Raw genomic sequence first — 14,225 nt, forward strand, 5'->3', positions numbered from 1 at the left:
ATAGATTTTGATGACATTTTTGGTGATTTACTGTTTCTCAAATGCCTTTTTTCACTTTATCTGTTTGTTTTGATGCTCCCTTTGATTTTCATCTCCGTAATTTCCCTCTGTAACATTTTGGGGTGCGGAATGTGGGTTTAATGACTAGGGGTTTAAAAGTTGCCGGTGGGGATATTTTAGGTAAAACAATTATCTTTGCTAAAAATCAAGATCATGCTAAATTTATCGCAGAACGTTTTGATGCTAACTATCCCCAATTCAAAGGTGAATTTGCTCGGATTATTACCTTTGAAACTAAATATGCCCAATCTCTAATAGATGACTTTTCTAAAAAAGATAAACAGCCCCATATTGCTATTTCTGTGGATATGCTGGACACGGGAATAGATGTGCCAGAAGTAGTAAATTTAGTCATGTTTAAATTGGTTCGTTCTAAAACTAAATTCTGGCAAATGCTAGGACGGGGAACTCGTCGTTGTGAGGATTTATTTGGTATAGGGCAAGATAAACAATTTTTCTATTTATTCGACTATTGCCAAAATTTAGAGTTCTTCAAGCATAACCCAGAAACGACTGATGCACCTATCGGTAAATCTCTAAATAAACAGTTATTTACTACCCGCTTGGATCTAATTGCGGAGTTAGATAATATTTCACCCCAACCCCGCTCCCTGAGCGAAGTCGAAGGGAGCAAATTTGAAGATAACTTTGAAGAACCAAAAACCAATGCTGAACTGCGTAGTAAATTAGCCAATTTACTCTATACAGAAGTTGCAGCTATGAATAGCGAAAACTTCGTGGTTCGTCCTAAGCGCCGATTTGTTGAACAATATGCTAACTCTAAATCATGGCAATCTCTATCAGATGAAGATTTTATTACTCTCAACCAAGAAATAGCCGGTTTACCTTCTCAATTGGAGACAGAAGCAGAAGAGATAAAACGATTTGATATTTTGGTATTGAAGTTACAATTAGCGATATTGCGCTCTCACTCCAGCGTTAAACATTTACGAGAACAAATAAAGTCACTTGCTGGGTTACTTGAAGAAAAATCAGCCATTCCCTTAGTACAGCAACAATTACTTCTAATTCAGGATATACAAACCGACGAATGGTGGGAAGATGTAACATTACCCATGATAGAGGTACTACGGAAACGCTTGCGGGGTTTAGTCAAGCTGATTGAGAAACAAAGACGTATACCTATTTACACTGATTTTGAGGATGAAATGGGTGAGGAAATTGTAGTAGAGTTACCTGGTTTTACATCATCTGATAATTTTGAGAAGTTTCGCGCTAAAGCACGGGCGTTTTTGCGATCGCATCAGGATAATATAGTTATTTTCAAACTCAGAACGAATAAACAACTAACTCCATCGGATCTATCAGAACTAGAAAGCATATTAGCAGAAAGTGGTATTGGGGAAACAGAAGATATTATCCGCGCTAAAGAAGAGTCACAGGGGTTAGGCTTATTTGTTCGTTCTCTAGTAGGACTAGATAGGGAAGTAGCCAAACAAGAACTAGCTTGTTTTATATCTGACAAAAAGCTGAATGCTAATCAGATAGAGTTTGTGAATATGATCATTGACTACCTCACAGAACACGGTGTCATGGATGCGGCGCTTCTCTATGAATCTCCATTTACCGATATCACTCCGCAGGGACCCGATGAATTATTTACCTCCTCCCAAGTAGATGAATTAATTTGTCTGTTGGAAGAAGTTTATGGCAGAGCAGTCGCCTAAGCGGTTTAATGAGAGAGAAAATTTTCGCTCTCCTCAAAGGACAGGACTTATATCCCATTGTTTTCAGTCAAGGGGTGAAATAAGCATCCATTCCGAAACTTTCGGTTGTTGAGCCTCAAGGTGATGTAGGAAAGCAGTTGAGTTTGTTTTGAGTGGGGAGTTATGGTAATTATGGTAATTATGAGAGCGATCGCCTATGGTAATGGAAAGGGCGACTGTTAGAACTACTGGCAGTTTCAATATTTCCACTAAGAAAGAGTTAGTTCAAGGTATTGGTTACAAAAACTGTATTTGTGTCCATAAAAAAGACGGCTATAGTTACTCAAATTGAAAGATTCAATGCGGTTAAAACCGTGGTCAGTGAGCTTGTCGAACTGCCCGTGTCGTTTCCCTCTCAGCACTAAAGTGACTGAGTTTCCCACTTACCGGAAGTTCTTATGAATTAATGAGGCACAGACAAGAGTTAAAAGCTCACTGTCATGAATTAATTGATTTGATATTCCGACATCGCTATGGAATTAAATTACTCTTGTCCGCTAGTAAAGCCTTAGAAATGATTGCTGATTACAAAGCTAACCGTAATGGCAACTACGTTAAAAAATTTCCCCTGACTGTGCAGGATACAGACACATTACCAACGGTGGTTAAGGAATAGTTTAGAATCAGAGAATACTGATAAATAATTCATACAAAACAATATGAGATTCTTGATTCTTGAAAAACACAAAACTTGATTTGATATTTGATTTTGTGTCTGAATAATAAATTTGTTCATCATAAACAGACAAAAATATCAAAAAATAGCTAAACTAGTTACAAGACTTCACCTATTATGATATGCAGGAAACAGCGACTCAAGTATTGATTCGTGTCTCTAAAAAATGGTATAGGATTCGGTATTTAGATCCTTATACCAGAAAGAGATTAATGTTATTATCAGAAGAAGAATTTGAAGTAGAACTTCAAGGGCTGCTCAAACCCGCAGCTTGACTTCTTTGATTTCACCATTGGCAACTTTTACGTAATCAATTAATTCTTTATATATTAAAGATTTATCTGCCCAGGGTGTTTCATCCCAAAAATTAATCTTGCTACAACAAAACGCAAGAATATCAAATAGTTCGCTGTTGATTTTATTGACTACGGTTTCTTTTTGTTTAATTTTATTAATCTCTAAAATTGTTTGGTCAATGGCATCTTGAATTATTGGGTTTTTAGGTAAAAGTCTCAATGATTTTAGTTGCTCTTGTCTAGCAATCAATTCCGGGCTATCCTGTGTTTCCACATTTGAATTTGTAATTGCATATTCCTTAATTTCCCTGTGCCGTTCTACTAAGGTTTGATCTACCGTTAAAATAATATCTGGTAGATAAGTGCTAATTTTGTTACTACAAAAATTATTTCCCATGTTTTCATGTTTTTTGCAGCGAACTCTATATGTCGAATTTCGTTTCTTACAAAAACATTTATAGCCGCAGTCAGCGCAAATAATCTGCCCCGCTAGTGGGAAAATCTCTGTTTCCTTTTTTTCTCTACCGTAGCTGTATTTAGATTTATTCTCGTCAAGTTTTGCAACTATCCGTTTGAAGATATTTTCACTAATTAAAGGTTGGTGAGTATCTTCATGAATATCCCAATTCTCAGGTTTATTTAAATTGTCTTTGATATTGTAGGCGGTACAGCCTCTCAGTACAGGGTTTAAAAGCCAGTAACGCAGTCCGGCAGCAGTCCACTTGAGATGATAAGTTTGCAGTAAATATTGACCCGTACTCCTCAATGTAGCCCCATCACCGAGGAAATATTCAATCATCTTGTGAGCGATCGCCCATTTACTAATTCCATTCATCTCAGATAAATCAGGAGCATACTTTTCATCCACGCGACAATACCCAAAAGGTGGACGGGGAGAAGCCTTTTTCTGCTCTCTAAAAAAGTTCATGCCATTTTTGATCCGATTAGCAAGTAGCCTAGATTCAAATTCAGCCAAACCAGCCATCTGATTCACAGAAAACCACCCAAAGGGGGAAGTTGGGTCAACGGGGGCATCCAAAACCGTGAGTTTGACTTTGTACTCCTCAAAGATGGCGATCGCCTTGTGAATCCCCACCACGCTGCGTCCTAGTCGGTCAATTCTAGTGCAGATGACTTCGGTGATTTTGCCTTGTTTGCACTGAGCAATCATTTTATTAAATTCTTTCCTCTTGTCGCTGCGCCCGGACTCAACATCTGAGAAGATGACAATAGCACCAGCCCTTTCTACTCGTGCTGTTTGTTGCTCCAAAGCATTACCTTCATCCTGTTCACGGGTGGAAACCCTCACATAACCTGCTTTCATGATCATTCCTCATACTGCCCATATTGTTAATATAACTCTACCCGTTTGATGCTTCACTCCAAGGCTCAAACAACCGTTCTTCACTTGGCTGCTGAAAGAGGATCTGTTGAAGACCTAGAACTTCATGAAGTAATGCTCAAAGGTTTCCGCGACGTTAAATGCGTGGAATCCGGTGGTCCAGAACCCGGTGTAGGTTGCGCCGGTCGTGGTATTATCACCGCTATTAACTTCCTAGAAGAAAACGGTGCTTACACAGACTTAGATTTCGTATCTTACGACGTATTGGGTGACGTTGTATGCGGTGGATTTGCTATGCCTATCCGTGAAGGTAAAGCACAAGAAATCTACATCGTTACATCAGGTGAAATGATGGCGATGTATGCTGCAAACAACATCGCTCGTGGTGTACTTAAATATGCTCACTCCGGTGGAGTTCGTTTAGGTGGTTTGATCTGTAACAGCCGTAACACAGACCGAGAAATCGAATTAATTGAAACCTTGGCTGCACGTTTGAACACTCAAATGATTCACTTCGTTCCCCGCGACAATATAGTTCAACACGCTGAACTACGTCGGATGACAGTGAACGAGTATGCACCAGAAAGCAAACAAGCTAACGAATACCGCGCACTAGCTAAGAAGATCATCAACAACACTAACCTCACTATCCCTACACCTATCGAAATGGAAGAGTTGGAAGAATTGTTGATTGAGTTCGGTATTCTTGAAAGCGAAGAAAATGCTGCAAAATTAGTTGGTAAAACAGCATAATTCACTGCTAAGAAAGAATTTTCTAGTACCAGGAAAAAGGCAGAGAGCAGCACATCAAAAGCTCTCACCTTTGACCAACATTTCCCTATCGCTACAGGGGACTTCATGTCCCCAAACACCTCATCCCTATTTCCGTTCCTTTAGGAGCAAGAGAGATTAACAATGACTTCGACCGACGACAAGAAGATTGTTGAACAAAGAAAAGAACTAGTTAAAGAAGTTCTCAAAGCTTACCCCGAAAAAGCTGCTAAAAAGCGTGAGAAGCATTTAAACGTATTTGAAGAAGGTAAGGCTGATTGTGGTGTTAAATCTAACATCAAATCCTTACCTGGTGTAATGACCGCTCGTGGTTGTGCTTACGCAGGTTCTAAAGGTGTGGTTTGGGGTCCTATCAAGGACATGATCCACATCAGTCACGGTCCCGTAGGTTGCGGTTACTGGTCTTGGTCTGGTCGTCGTAACTACTACTTAGGTACAACAGGTATTGATACCTTTGGTACTATGCACTTCACCTCCGACTTCCAAGAACGCGATATCGTGTTTGGTGGTGACAAGAAACTGACTAAATTAATTGAAGAATTAGATGTATTATTCCCCTTGAATCGTGGGGTTTCTATTCAATCTGAATGTCCTATCGGTTTGATTGGGGATGACATCGAAGCAGTAGCTAGAAAGACATCCAAAACCATCGGTAAGCCAGTTATTCCCGTCCGTTGCGAAGGTTTCCGTGGTGTGTCTCAGTCTTTAGGACACCACATCGCTAACGACATGATTCGTGACTGGGTATTCCCCAAAGCAGATCAAGGTAAGAAAGACGGTACATTGAAGTTTGAAGGCACTCCTTATGACGTAGCCATCATTGGTGACTACAACATCGGTGGTGATGCTTGGGCCAGCCGGATTTTGTTAGAAGAAATCGGTTTGCGCGTTGTTGCTCAATGGTCTGGTGACGGTACAATCAACGAAATGTTGATGACCCCCAACGTGAAGATGAACCTCATCCACTGTTACCGCTCGATGAACTACATCAGCCGTCACATGGAAGAAGCTTATGGTATACCCTGGTTAGAATATAACTTCTTTGGTCCTACCAAAATTGCTGAATCTTTACGCGAAATCGCTTCTAAGTTTGACGCGAAGATTCAGGCAAATGCTGAAAAAGTAATTGCTAAGTACCAACCTACCATGGATGCGATCGTTAGTCAATATCGCCCCCGTTTGGAAGGTAAGACAGTTGCAATGATGGTTGGTGGTTTACGTCCCCGTCACGTTGTTCCCGCTTTCCAAGATTTGGGAATGAAGATGATTGGCACTGGTTATGAGTTCGCTCACAGTGACGACTATAAACGTACTACTCACTACATTGAAAACGGAACTATCGTTTATGACGACGTTACCGCTTACGAATTTGAAGAATTCATCAAAGCATTGAAGCCTGACTTAGTTGCTTCCGGTGTGAAAGAGAAGTATGTTTTCCAAAAAATGGGTCTTCCTTTCCGTCAAATGCACTCTTGGGATTACTCCGAACTTGATTATGTTGGTGGAAAGGTGCGGTAATTTGAGGTTTTTTGGTTGGGGAATTATGAGAGTTTAATTTTTAGATTAAATGCAATTTATTATGTTTTATAATAACATTGTTTGTGGATAACTGCAAGTAGTAAAGGTCTTATTATATCTGATTTTGAGATGGTTGTAAATTTGTGATGTTTGGTGATTTGGTTAAATTTGATAACTTTTTGTGGGTTGATTTTATAGACTAAATAGTATGGTGTGTTAGTCTTGGGCAGCAACAGCAGCGTTAATATAACTGAAGATATCGTCAAGTTTCCCTATTGCCTCTAGTGCTATTGCTTCCTCTGGGGTGAGGGTATCTAATTTGTTTTTATCAAGCAGTTCTTGCATCCGTTCACCTAGCTTATCGGTAAATTTGAATAGCATGAGGTTGTTGATATGCTTGATGCAAATTCCTTCAGGTAGTAATTGGGACGGTTTAACTAGTGTAGTTGTCATTGGTAAATTATCTTTAATTTTCTTGATTTTATCATTGAATATTTGGGATGTGATATCTACACAGAATATCACTAACTCAAGGAGTTATTATAACATATTCCCTAAAAACAGGAGATAAAATAAACAATGTTTTATCACTTTCTATAGTTGTAACTAAATAGCGCCTCTTTAAAGACTGTAAACCATTAATTAATTCCATAGAAGATAAAGATAAACTTTCTCTTAATTGTTCTCTATTCACAGGTTGATTAGATTTACTCATTTCTAAAACTATCTGTTGTTCTACTGTTGATAGTCTATTAAATAGTTCACTTAATTGATATTTCATATTCTCTGTCAACAGCAATCCTTCACTTAAAAAATCTGATATCTTACCTTGGAAAATATTTCTAATTAAACTAGAAATATCTTGTAAATAGACTGGATTACCTTCATATAACTTTATTAGATTTGACCAATTTTCCTCATCTTTTAATTTCTGAGTTTTCAAAATATCAGTAGTATCTAAATCTTGTAATTCTAAGCATTTAACAGGATATGATTCTTCGTCAATGCAAATCATTTCTTGGCATTTTTCTTGACTGATTAAAATTAAACTACTTTGATGTTCAATTTCTGTTATTTTTGCGAAAAATGTTTTGTAGTCTTTATATTCAGGTTTATATTTTCCTGCAACTTGTCCTGTACTGAAGATGTCTTGTATATCATCAATGATAATCAAACATCTTTTTTGACGTAAAAGATTGAAAAATTGAGTTAGTTTATTGTCAGTTTCAATATAATCTGGATTGGTAAATATGAATATTTCTGTGAGGATGTTATCTAAGGAATGAGAGAGTTTAATATTTTTCCATATGACTAGATCAAATTGTTGTAAATTTAGATCAATGAAATGTTTGACGAGGGTGGTTTTACCAATTCCAGGTAATCCTAGAATTGAGACAAGACGGTTATTTTGATTGGTTAACCAATGGGATAGCGTTTGTAGTTCGGTTTCTCTTCCGTAGAAGTGGGTAATTTTTGGAGCTATGGTTAAATCGTGAGAGGATGTTTGAGATTGATTTTTAGTTATATTTTCTTGATTATCCTGCTTTGTATTATATAAAATTTGTGGATTAAAATGAAAATGATGATTACTACCATTTATATGACAAATATTTCGATTTTGAGATGATTGGATATGTAATCTTTGGAATGTAGAACGAAAATTATATTTATTAATATCTTCATCTAATTGTTCCGAAAACACTTGCCAAAGTTTATAACCTACATCTCTCACATGACTTTCACTGCGGTGACATTGTTTTGCAATTTTCTCATAAGTCTGTCCTTGCCAAACACCCTTAATTACAGTGTCCTGAATATCATCTAAGTGTTTTCCCGTTTGAACAAAAACTAACTCATCAGCAAATTGTAAAACTTCTTTAACATCTATCATAACTATATAATGTAAGCATTTCAGCCATTATAGCTTAATCTCTGTAAGTATTATCCGGCATTCTCGGACAATTATATTAATTATTTGTTACAAAAGTCCCGATCAAATCAGGTATTGTCCTGTAAAAACAATAATTTAGTGATGAGACAATTAATCTCAGCAGTCTCTTAGTGAATTCCATCTTAATAAAGGATTTAGATAGTTTTTTCAGTACATTACGCTAAGTCTAGTTTGAGGCTATCAACAGAGGCTACTACCAATCAAAACTTTATTTAAACCTACTTGACGCAGTTATGAACTATACCATCAAATCAGCATCATCTACGCGAACTATCAAAAACTTTTCTGCTATGGGACTAGTGGTGTTTTCTTCTTTGATTGCACCCTTTTTTGCACATGAATCTAGCTATGGTTATAGCACTTTCAACAAAAGTAATACTAGTGTCTCTCAAGAGGAAAAGAGCCAGAAAACTATCATGGCGCAGAGAGCAAGTGCCAATCTGGATGTCCAGGTAGATGTTCTGGGCATTACTAACCTGATTATATCAAGTATCAAATCTTCTAGAGACCGCAGTGGATTTGTCAAAAACCTCATGAATGGGGCTTTTTATGGTGCAGGTGAGAGGTATAACGTAATGGTTTTTAATTTGAGTCAAGATTATGAAGAAAGTTTTAGAGGAGTGAAATTCTATGGTTCGGCAGTCTATGACGGTGTCACTTTCGGTATTTGGGTTTTTGAAGATGGTGAATTCACTAATAAAGGTGATGGTGGATGGATTAACTGGGCTTTTTATGGGTTGTTTGATAGAAATGGTGGGTATGTAAGATTCAAGAAATCCTAAGATTGTGGTTCTAACTTTGCTGCTCAATTGCCCTTTTGTGTCCGCACCTTTATGGTAATTAGGGCTTGCTGGAATAATCAATAGTTAGTAGGGTGCGTCAGATTTTTAATTCAATCATGTTTGACTAGCTTATCTGTCTGACGCACCATACAGATTGCAACTGGTAGGTTAGTTTAAGCAACAGCAAAACCCAATATAATTTGAAAAAATAATCCATTACATCCTGTAAATCCTAAAATCCTGGACATCCTGATTCTGACAAATGCTACAATTAATAAACCATCAAAAGGAGTAAACAAAATGGCAACTAGAATCAATATTAATCCAGATATTTGTAATGGAAGACCTATTATTGCTAACACTCGAATTCCTGTACAAACGATTATGGAGTTTTTAGGTGCCGGTGATTCCATCGAGGAAATCCTGGAAGAGTACCCCACTCTGAAACGAGAAGATATTTATGCTTGTATCCAATTTGCTGCAAAGTTAATGGCGAACCACTATGAACTGAGAAAAATCGCATGAATGGATTTTTATTTGATGAAAATCTTCCTATTAAAATCCAATTTACTCCATCTTTGCCCATCATCCATGTTTCAATTTTAGGTGACAGTCCAAATGATAGCCAAATTTGGGAGTATGCGAAGGAAAAAGAATTGGTCATTGTTACTAAAGATGCAGATTTTTCAGATCGGCTGATGGTTGATTTGTTCCCACCTAAAATAGTACATCTGCGTTTTGGGAATATGCGAAAACGTGAATTTCACTTATTTCTAGCTCAGGTTTGGCCAGAGATTGAAATGTTAGTGATTGATCACAAGTTAATTAATGTTTATTTAGATCAGATAGAAGCATTTAGATAATTGGGGGATTTTACATGAAAATAGTGATGTGCGGAGAAACCTCCGCACTAATCCTTGATTTTATTCGTGGATAGTCACTTTGATCATTTTAACTGGAGTTTTGGGGCGATCGCAGAACAATAATCATCAATTAAATCCTGTAAATCCTTATATCCTGGATATCCTGATTCTGACAATTAATGCTACAATAAGCAAATAATTACTTGGTATCATATCATGATGATTACTCAAGCACTGGAATTACAACCTAACATCTTAGAAGATATATCAGAAGATATCATTTTCCCCCCCAGTGACCTATATAGTGATGAACCTCCCGTGGAAACAGAACTGCATCTCGAACAAATAATGTTCTTAATAAAATCTCTCAAATGGTTATGGAAAGAGAGAACTGATTTTTATGCTGTTGGAAACCTAAGTATTTACTATAGTCCTCATCAAAAAAAATCAGAAGACGTTAGAGGTCCAGATTTTTTCGTAGTTCTAGGAACAGAACGGAAAACTAGAAAAAGTTGGGTAGTGTGGGAAGAAAATGGTAAATATCCTAACCTGATTGTGGAAATTCTCTCACCAACCACAGCTAAAACTGATAGAGAAACTAAAAAAGAACTTTATCAAGATACTTTCCGCACACCTGAGTATTTTTGGTTTGATCCCTATAGCTTAGAATTTGCAGGTTTTTATTTAATACATGGTAAATATCAACCTGTAGAACCCAATGAAAAGGGACATTTATGGAGTCAAGAATTAGATTTATATTTAGGAATTGTTCAGGGTTTATTAAGGTATTTTACACCAGATGGAGATTTAGTTCCCACACCGGAAGAAAGTGCAGAATTTGAAGCCCAAAGAGCAGAAATCTCTAATGAAAAAGTTCAACGGTTAGCAGCAAAGTTGCGAGAATTCAATATTGATCCAGATGCAATTTAATTTAGATCCCTTACTTCTTAGAGAAGTTCGGGATCTATTTCATACTTATTTTGGACTATAAGGCAGAGAAGAATGGTGTACAATAATACGCAATTTTCCATCACCACCTCTAATAAACTGCCAGGTTTTATCTACTGTTGTGACTTTACCTGTTTTATCAGTTATGGAAACATTACCCATAGTGGTAGCAGTATTACCAAGAATAAAAATACCAGCGTTGCGAATTTCCACCTTTCGCCATCCTTTGAGAGCAAAACCAGTATCTTTAGGGAAGGAGGAATCACCACCCACAAAATAAGACAAAGCTCCTTTGTGTGTCGTGCGGAAGGTCTGGTCTCCAGTTGTCAAGGTTGGCTTGAACAACACCAATCCCGATTGATAAGCATATGCTTGATCTATTATATTGTCAGCCAATGTTCTAGCAGCGGCTATCCCCTTTTCATCATAGGTGGTACTGATGGAAACCAGTGCTTCACCCCAGGCTTTTTGAGCAGCCAGCACTTCAGCCTCAGTAATGGATATATTAACTACTGATGTCTTAGAATTTGATGAGGCCGGCTTAGTGGTGGTACTATTAACTTGACCATGAGCCATCAATGGCGCAGTAACCAACAAGGCTATAGTAGCAGCCGTTACAGAAAGATTGACTTGTAATTGTTTAAAGGGGTTGGTATGCATACTAACAAGAAATATCAAAGGGGAAGTTAAAAAAACGTCTCCACAACATCTAACAACCTTGTGCCAAATCAGTCCAATATTTAATATAAATAGTTACCATAAGTAATCATCTATGCTATCATTTAATGATCTAGGATTAGCCATTTCAATATGTGTTAATTTTCTGCTTAACGGGTGACAAGGCGGTTGATGAGATATGGGGCTTGTTCTTAGGGAACACCAAAAAATAAATTACCCAATTTTGTGGGATGGGCATCCTGCCCGTCCTTGATGGTTAGCGGGCTTTTCGTCCCGCACCACAAGAAATTTTCGGGTATTTTTTTAATTTGAAGTCCCTTAAGGTAAGTTCCTTTTGGTCGAGCAATTTTTAGATCGTGTGGATGACGGCAAAAAGCTATGGCAAATGTTTAAGAGATTTGCGATAATTCAGTGAAAGTAATTGACAATTAATGCTACAATAAATCAATAATTACTTGGTATCATACATGATGATTACTCAAGCACTGGAATTACAAACTAACACATCAGAAGATATCATTTTTCCCCCCAGTGACCTATATAGTGATGAACCTCCTGTGGAAACAGAACTGCATCTCGAACAAATAATGCTCTTAATAAAATCTCTCAAATGGTTATGGAAGGAGAGAACAGATTTTTACGCTGTCGGAAATCTGAGTATTTACTATAGTCCTCATCAAAAAAAATCAGAAGATGTGAGGGGTCCAGATTTTTTCGTAGTTTTAGGAACAGAACGAAAAACTAGAAAAAGTTGGGTAGTGTGGGAAGAAAATGGCAAATATCCTCATGTCATTGTCGAAATTCTTTCACCAACCACAGCTAAAACTGATAGAGAAACTAAAAAAATACTTTATCAAGATACTTTCCGGACACCTGATTATTTTTGGTTTGATCCTTATACATTGGAATTTGCAGGATTTAATTTAATCAGTGGCAAATATCAACCCTTAGAACCTAACAAAAAAGGACATTTATGGAGTGAAGAATTGGGGTTATATTTGGGGATTCATGAGGGTTTATTAAGATATTTTACATCATCAGGAGTTTTAGTTCCTACACCGGAAGAAAGCGCAGAGATGGAAGCTACAAGAGCAGCAATGGAAGCAGAAAAAGCGAAAATATCAAATGAAAAAGCCCAAAGGTTAGCTGCAAAATTGAGAGAATTAAATATTGATCCAGATACAATTTAATGAAATCTAAAATCCAATTGTGTTTGTTTTCATTACCCCAACTTTGTATATTAGGAGGATGATTTTATGTTAATTATGACAATTAAAGATGTAGAACAAGTCCAAACCGCTTTTAGTGAAGCTGGTTTAGATTACGATGTTGAATTAACAAACGGGAGAATTTCTATTGTGGGTCCATCGGATATTGTATCTAGTGAAGTTGGTATTCTTTTTAGTCGGCTATTAGCTAATTGGGTTTATCCTCGTCGTTTAGGAAGAGTATTTGATTCTGCTGGTGGTTTCATTTTACCTGATAGCAACCTCACCGCACCAGATGTTTCTTTTGTTCGGGCTGCGCGTCTGCGTCAAAGTCCCCGTTATTTTGGCGAACTTGTACCAGATTTAGTAGTAGAAATTAAATCTCAAAGTGATAGAATTAAACCTTTAGTTACTAAAATTCTCAACTTGATCAAATTAGGTGCTGTGATGGGAATTTTAATTGATCCTGATGAGGAAACTGTTACAGTTTATCGTCATCAAGGTGAACCAACTATTTTAAATAATGGCGATATTTTAACTTTACCAGAACTTTTCCCCGGTTGGGAATTAGCCGTTTCTGAATTATGGCCTCCTATTTTTACTGAAGAAGAAATAGAAGGTTAATTTGTTTGATCGGATTGGTTTTTTGTGGATTTCTTTGATGAGAAATCGGGAATTTTGCCCCAAGAGTGCGGAGAAACCTCCACACTCATCTTGGATTTTATTCGTGGATAGTCACTTTGATCATTTTAACTGGAGTTGTGGGGCGATCGCCTGATCCTGTGGGAGTAGTTTCAATGGCTTTTAATACATCCATCCCTTCAGTAACTCGACCGAAAACAGGATGCTTAGATTGACCAGGTGTAAACCAATCCAGATAGTGATTGTGGACAGTGTTGATGAAAAACTGGCAACTGCCACTATTAGGGGACCCTGTATTAGCCATAGATAGAGTTCCTGGTTCGTTAGAAAGTTTCCCGTCTTCAGGATGCTCATCTTGAATACACCCATCAGGACCATTACCAGTTCCTGCACGAGGAGAGCTAGGATCTTTACTGTGAGGACAACCAAACTGCACCATGAAGTTTTTAATTACACGGTGGAAATGCAGACCATCATAAAACCCACTTTTAGCCAATTTGATGAAATTTCCCGCCGTTATGGGCATAACATCGGTGAATAGCTCAAGAGTAATCGTACCAAGGGAAGTTTCTAGAGTTGCGGTGGGATTTGCCATGAATATTGAATTACTAATCTTTGTAGTGGGTTGGTTTGTCGCTTCTAGTTTACCTAAAATATTGAAAATAATGTTCACCAAAATCCGCAATTAACCCAAATCCGCATTACCTACTGTCAAATCAACAACCTCCACTCGTATCAAGCT

Annotated in this window: 15 protein-coding genes and 1 pseudogene; 11 read left to right on the forward strand and 5 right to left on the reverse strand. The window is 37.4% G+C overall.

What is annotated here, in order from left to right:
- Positions 1–140 precede the first annotated feature (140 nt).
- From PN450_RS20345 to PN450_RS20355, 3 genes are all read left to right on the forward strand, one after another.
- Entirely contained in the window at positions 141–1,748 is a 1,608-nt protein-coding gene (locus PN450_RS20345; protein WP_271837374.1) for a type I restriction-modification enzyme R subunit C-terminal domain-containing protein, read from the forward strand.
- A 445-nt stretch (positions 1,749–2,193) separates the two neighbouring features.
- The gene (locus tag PN450_RS20350) at positions 2,194–2,403 is read left to right on the forward strand and encodes a hypothetical protein (RefSeq protein WP_271837375.1); all 210 of its coding nucleotides are present in this window, start codon (positions 2,194–2,196) and stop codon (positions 2,401–2,403) included.
- Positions 2,404–2,585: 182 nt separating this feature from the next.
- Positions 2,586–2,738 carry a hypothetical protein gene (locus PN450_RS20355; RefSeq protein ID WP_160170653.1) on the forward strand — a complete coding sequence of 51 codons (153 nt, stop codon included), beginning with the start codon at positions 2,586–2,588 and terminating at the stop codon, positions 2,736–2,738.
- On the opposite strand, the gene xisF is transcribed toward PN450_RS20355, so the two are convergent.
- Positions 2,722–4,083: a fdxN element excision recombinase XisF gene (gene xisF / locus PN450_RS20360; protein WP_271837376.1), complete on the reverse strand. Its 1,362-nt coding sequence runs from the start codon at positions 4,081–4,083 to the stop codon at positions 2,722–2,724. The two genes, PN450_RS20355 and xisF, sit on opposite strands and share 17 nt — an antisense overlap.
- 33 nt (positions 4,084–4,116) lie before the next feature.
- Here xisF and nifH point away from each other — a divergent pair.
- Positions 4,117–4,854, forward strand: a pseudogene (gene nifH, locus PN450_RS20365) (nitrogenase reductase); the annotation flags it as partial.
- Between the two features lie 162 nt (positions 4,855–5,016).
- Entirely contained in the window at positions 5,017–6,411 is a 1,395-nt protein-coding gene (gene nifD, locus PN450_RS20370) for a nitrogenase molybdenum-iron protein alpha chain (RefSeq protein ID WP_051155216.1), read from the forward strand.
- A gap of 216 nt (positions 6,412–6,627) precedes the next feature.
- On the opposite strand, the gene PN450_RS20375 is transcribed toward nifD, so the two are convergent.
- Together PN450_RS20375 and PN450_RS20380 are read right to left on the reverse strand one after the other, a co-directional pair.
- Entirely contained in the window at positions 6,628–6,864 is a 237-nt protein-coding gene (locus PN450_RS20375; protein WP_148762527.1) for a hypothetical protein, read from the reverse strand.
- A 76-nt stretch (positions 6,865–6,940) separates the two neighbouring features.
- Positions 6,941–8,302: an NB-ARC domain-containing protein gene (locus PN450_RS20380; protein WP_271837377.1), complete on the reverse strand. Its 1,362-nt coding sequence runs from the start codon at positions 8,300–8,302 to the stop codon at positions 6,941–6,943.
- A 293-nt stretch (positions 8,303–8,595) separates the two neighbouring features.
- Between PN450_RS20380 and PN450_RS20385 the strand changes: the two genes are divergently transcribed.
- The 4 genes from PN450_RS20385 to PN450_RS20400 all read left to right on the forward strand — a co-directional run bounded on the left by PN450_RS20385 (position 8,596) and on the right by PN450_RS20400 (position 10,937).
- Positions 8,596–9,144: a hypothetical protein gene (locus PN450_RS20385; protein WP_210422328.1), complete on the forward strand. Its 549-nt coding sequence runs from the start codon at positions 8,596–8,598 to the stop codon at positions 9,142–9,144.
- 300 nt (positions 9,145–9,444) lie between these two features.
- Positions 9,445–9,669 (forward strand): DUF433 domain-containing protein, encoded by a 225-nt coding sequence (locus PN450_RS20390; protein ID WP_271837378.1) that lies wholly within the window; start codon positions 9,445–9,447, stop codon positions 9,667–9,669.
- Positions 9,666–10,007 (forward strand): DUF5615 family PIN-like protein, encoded by a 342-nt coding sequence (locus PN450_RS20395; protein ID WP_271820785.1) that lies wholly within the window; start codon positions 9,666–9,668, stop codon positions 10,005–10,007. The genes PN450_RS20390 and PN450_RS20395 overlap by 4 nt, the downstream gene beginning before the upstream one ends.
- A gap of 216 nt (positions 10,008–10,223) precedes the next feature.
- Positions 10,224–10,937 (forward strand): Uma2 family endonuclease, encoded by a 714-nt coding sequence (locus PN450_RS20400; protein ID WP_271837379.1) that lies wholly within the window; start codon positions 10,224–10,226, stop codon positions 10,935–10,937.
- Positions 10,938–10,982: 45 nt separating this feature from the next.
- Here the strand turns inward: PN450_RS20400 and PN450_RS20405 are convergent, their stop codons facing one another.
- A complete protein-coding gene (locus PN450_RS20405; protein WP_271837380.1) occupies positions 10,983–11,615 on the reverse strand; it encodes a hypothetical protein in 633 nt (210 codons plus the stop codon).
- A gap of 485 nt (positions 11,616–12,100) precedes the next feature.
- Here PN450_RS20405 and PN450_RS20410 point away from each other — a divergent pair, with 485 nt between their 5' ends.
- Positions 12,101–12,823 (forward strand): Uma2 family endonuclease, encoded by a 723-nt coding sequence (locus PN450_RS20410; protein ID WP_271837381.1) that lies wholly within the window; start codon positions 12,101–12,103, stop codon positions 12,821–12,823.
- A 66-nt stretch (positions 12,824–12,889) separates the two neighbouring features.
- Positions 12,890–13,465, forward strand: coding sequence for a Uma2 family endonuclease (locus PN450_RS20415; protein ID WP_168694845.1), 576 nt, complete (start codon positions 12,890–12,892; stop codon positions 13,463–13,465).
- Positions 13,466–13,562: 97 nt separating this feature from the next.
- On the opposite strand, the gene PN450_RS20420 is transcribed toward PN450_RS20415, so the two are convergent.
- On the reverse strand, positions 13,563–14,078 hold the full coding sequence (locus PN450_RS20420; RefSeq protein WP_271837382.1) for a peptidylprolyl isomerase: 516 nt from the start codon (positions 14,076–14,078) through the stop codon (positions 13,563–13,565).
- Positions 14,079–14,225 lie beyond the last annotated feature (147 nt).

It is taken from the genome of Dolichospermum lemmermannii CS-548 (assembly GCF_028330815.1).
Taxonomy (GTDB): Bacteria; Cyanobacteriota; Cyanobacteriia; order Cyanobacteriales; family Nostocaceae; genus Dolichospermum; species Dolichospermum lemmermannii.

Coding starts and splice junctions, on each gene's coding strand:
- PN450_RS20380 (WP_271837377.1), bottom strand. CDS start 8,302: ATGATAGATGTTAAAGAAGTTTTACAATTTGCTGATGAGTTAGTTTTT.
- PN450_RS20415 (WP_168694845.1), top strand. CDS start 12,890: ATGTTAATTATGACAATTAAAGATGTAGAACAAGTCCAAACCGCTTTT.
- PN450_RS20345 (WP_271837374.1), top strand. CDS start 141: ATGACTAGGGGTTTAAAAGTTGCCGGTGGGGATATTTTAGGTAAAACA.
- PN450_RS20355 (WP_160170653.1), top strand. CDS start 2,586: ATGCAGGAAACAGCGACTCAAGTATTGATTCGTGTCTCTAAAAAATGG.
- PN450_RS20395 (WP_271820785.1), top strand. CDS start 9,666: ATGAATGGATTTTTATTTGATGAAAATCTTCCTATTAAAATCCAATTT.
- PN450_RS20420 (WP_271837382.1), bottom strand. CDS start 14,078: ATGGCAAATCCCACCGCAACTCTAGAAACTTCCCTTGGTACGATTACT.
- PN450_RS20390 (WP_271837378.1), top strand. CDS start 9,445: ATGGCAACTAGAATCAATATTAATCCAGATATTTGTAATGGAAGACCT.
- PN450_RS20350 (WP_271837375.1), top strand. CDS start 2,194: ATGAGGCACAGACAAGAGTTAAAAGCTCACTGTCATGAATTAATTGAT.
- PN450_RS20410 (WP_271837381.1), top strand. CDS start 12,101: ATGATGATTACTCAAGCACTGGAATTACAAACTAACACATCAGAAGAT.
- xisF (WP_271837376.1), bottom strand. CDS start 4,083: ATGAAAGCAGGTTATGTGAGGGTTTCCACCCGTGAACAGGATGAAGGT.
- PN450_RS20375 (WP_148762527.1), bottom strand. CDS start 6,864: ATGACAACTACACTAGTTAAACCGTCCCAATTACTACCTGAAGGAATT.
- PN450_RS20400 (WP_271837379.1), top strand. CDS start 10,224: ATGATGATTACTCAAGCACTGGAATTACAACCTAACATCTTAGAAGAT.
- PN450_RS20405 (WP_271837380.1), bottom strand. CDS start 11,615: ATGCATACCAACCCCTTTAAACAATTACAAGTCAATCTTTCTGTAACG.
- PN450_RS20385 (WP_210422328.1), top strand. CDS start 8,596: ATGAACTATACCATCAAATCAGCATCATCTACGCGAACTATCAAAAAC.
- nifD (WP_051155216.1), top strand. CDS start 5,017: ATGACTTCGACCGACGACAAGAAGATTGTTGAACAAAGAAAAGAACTA.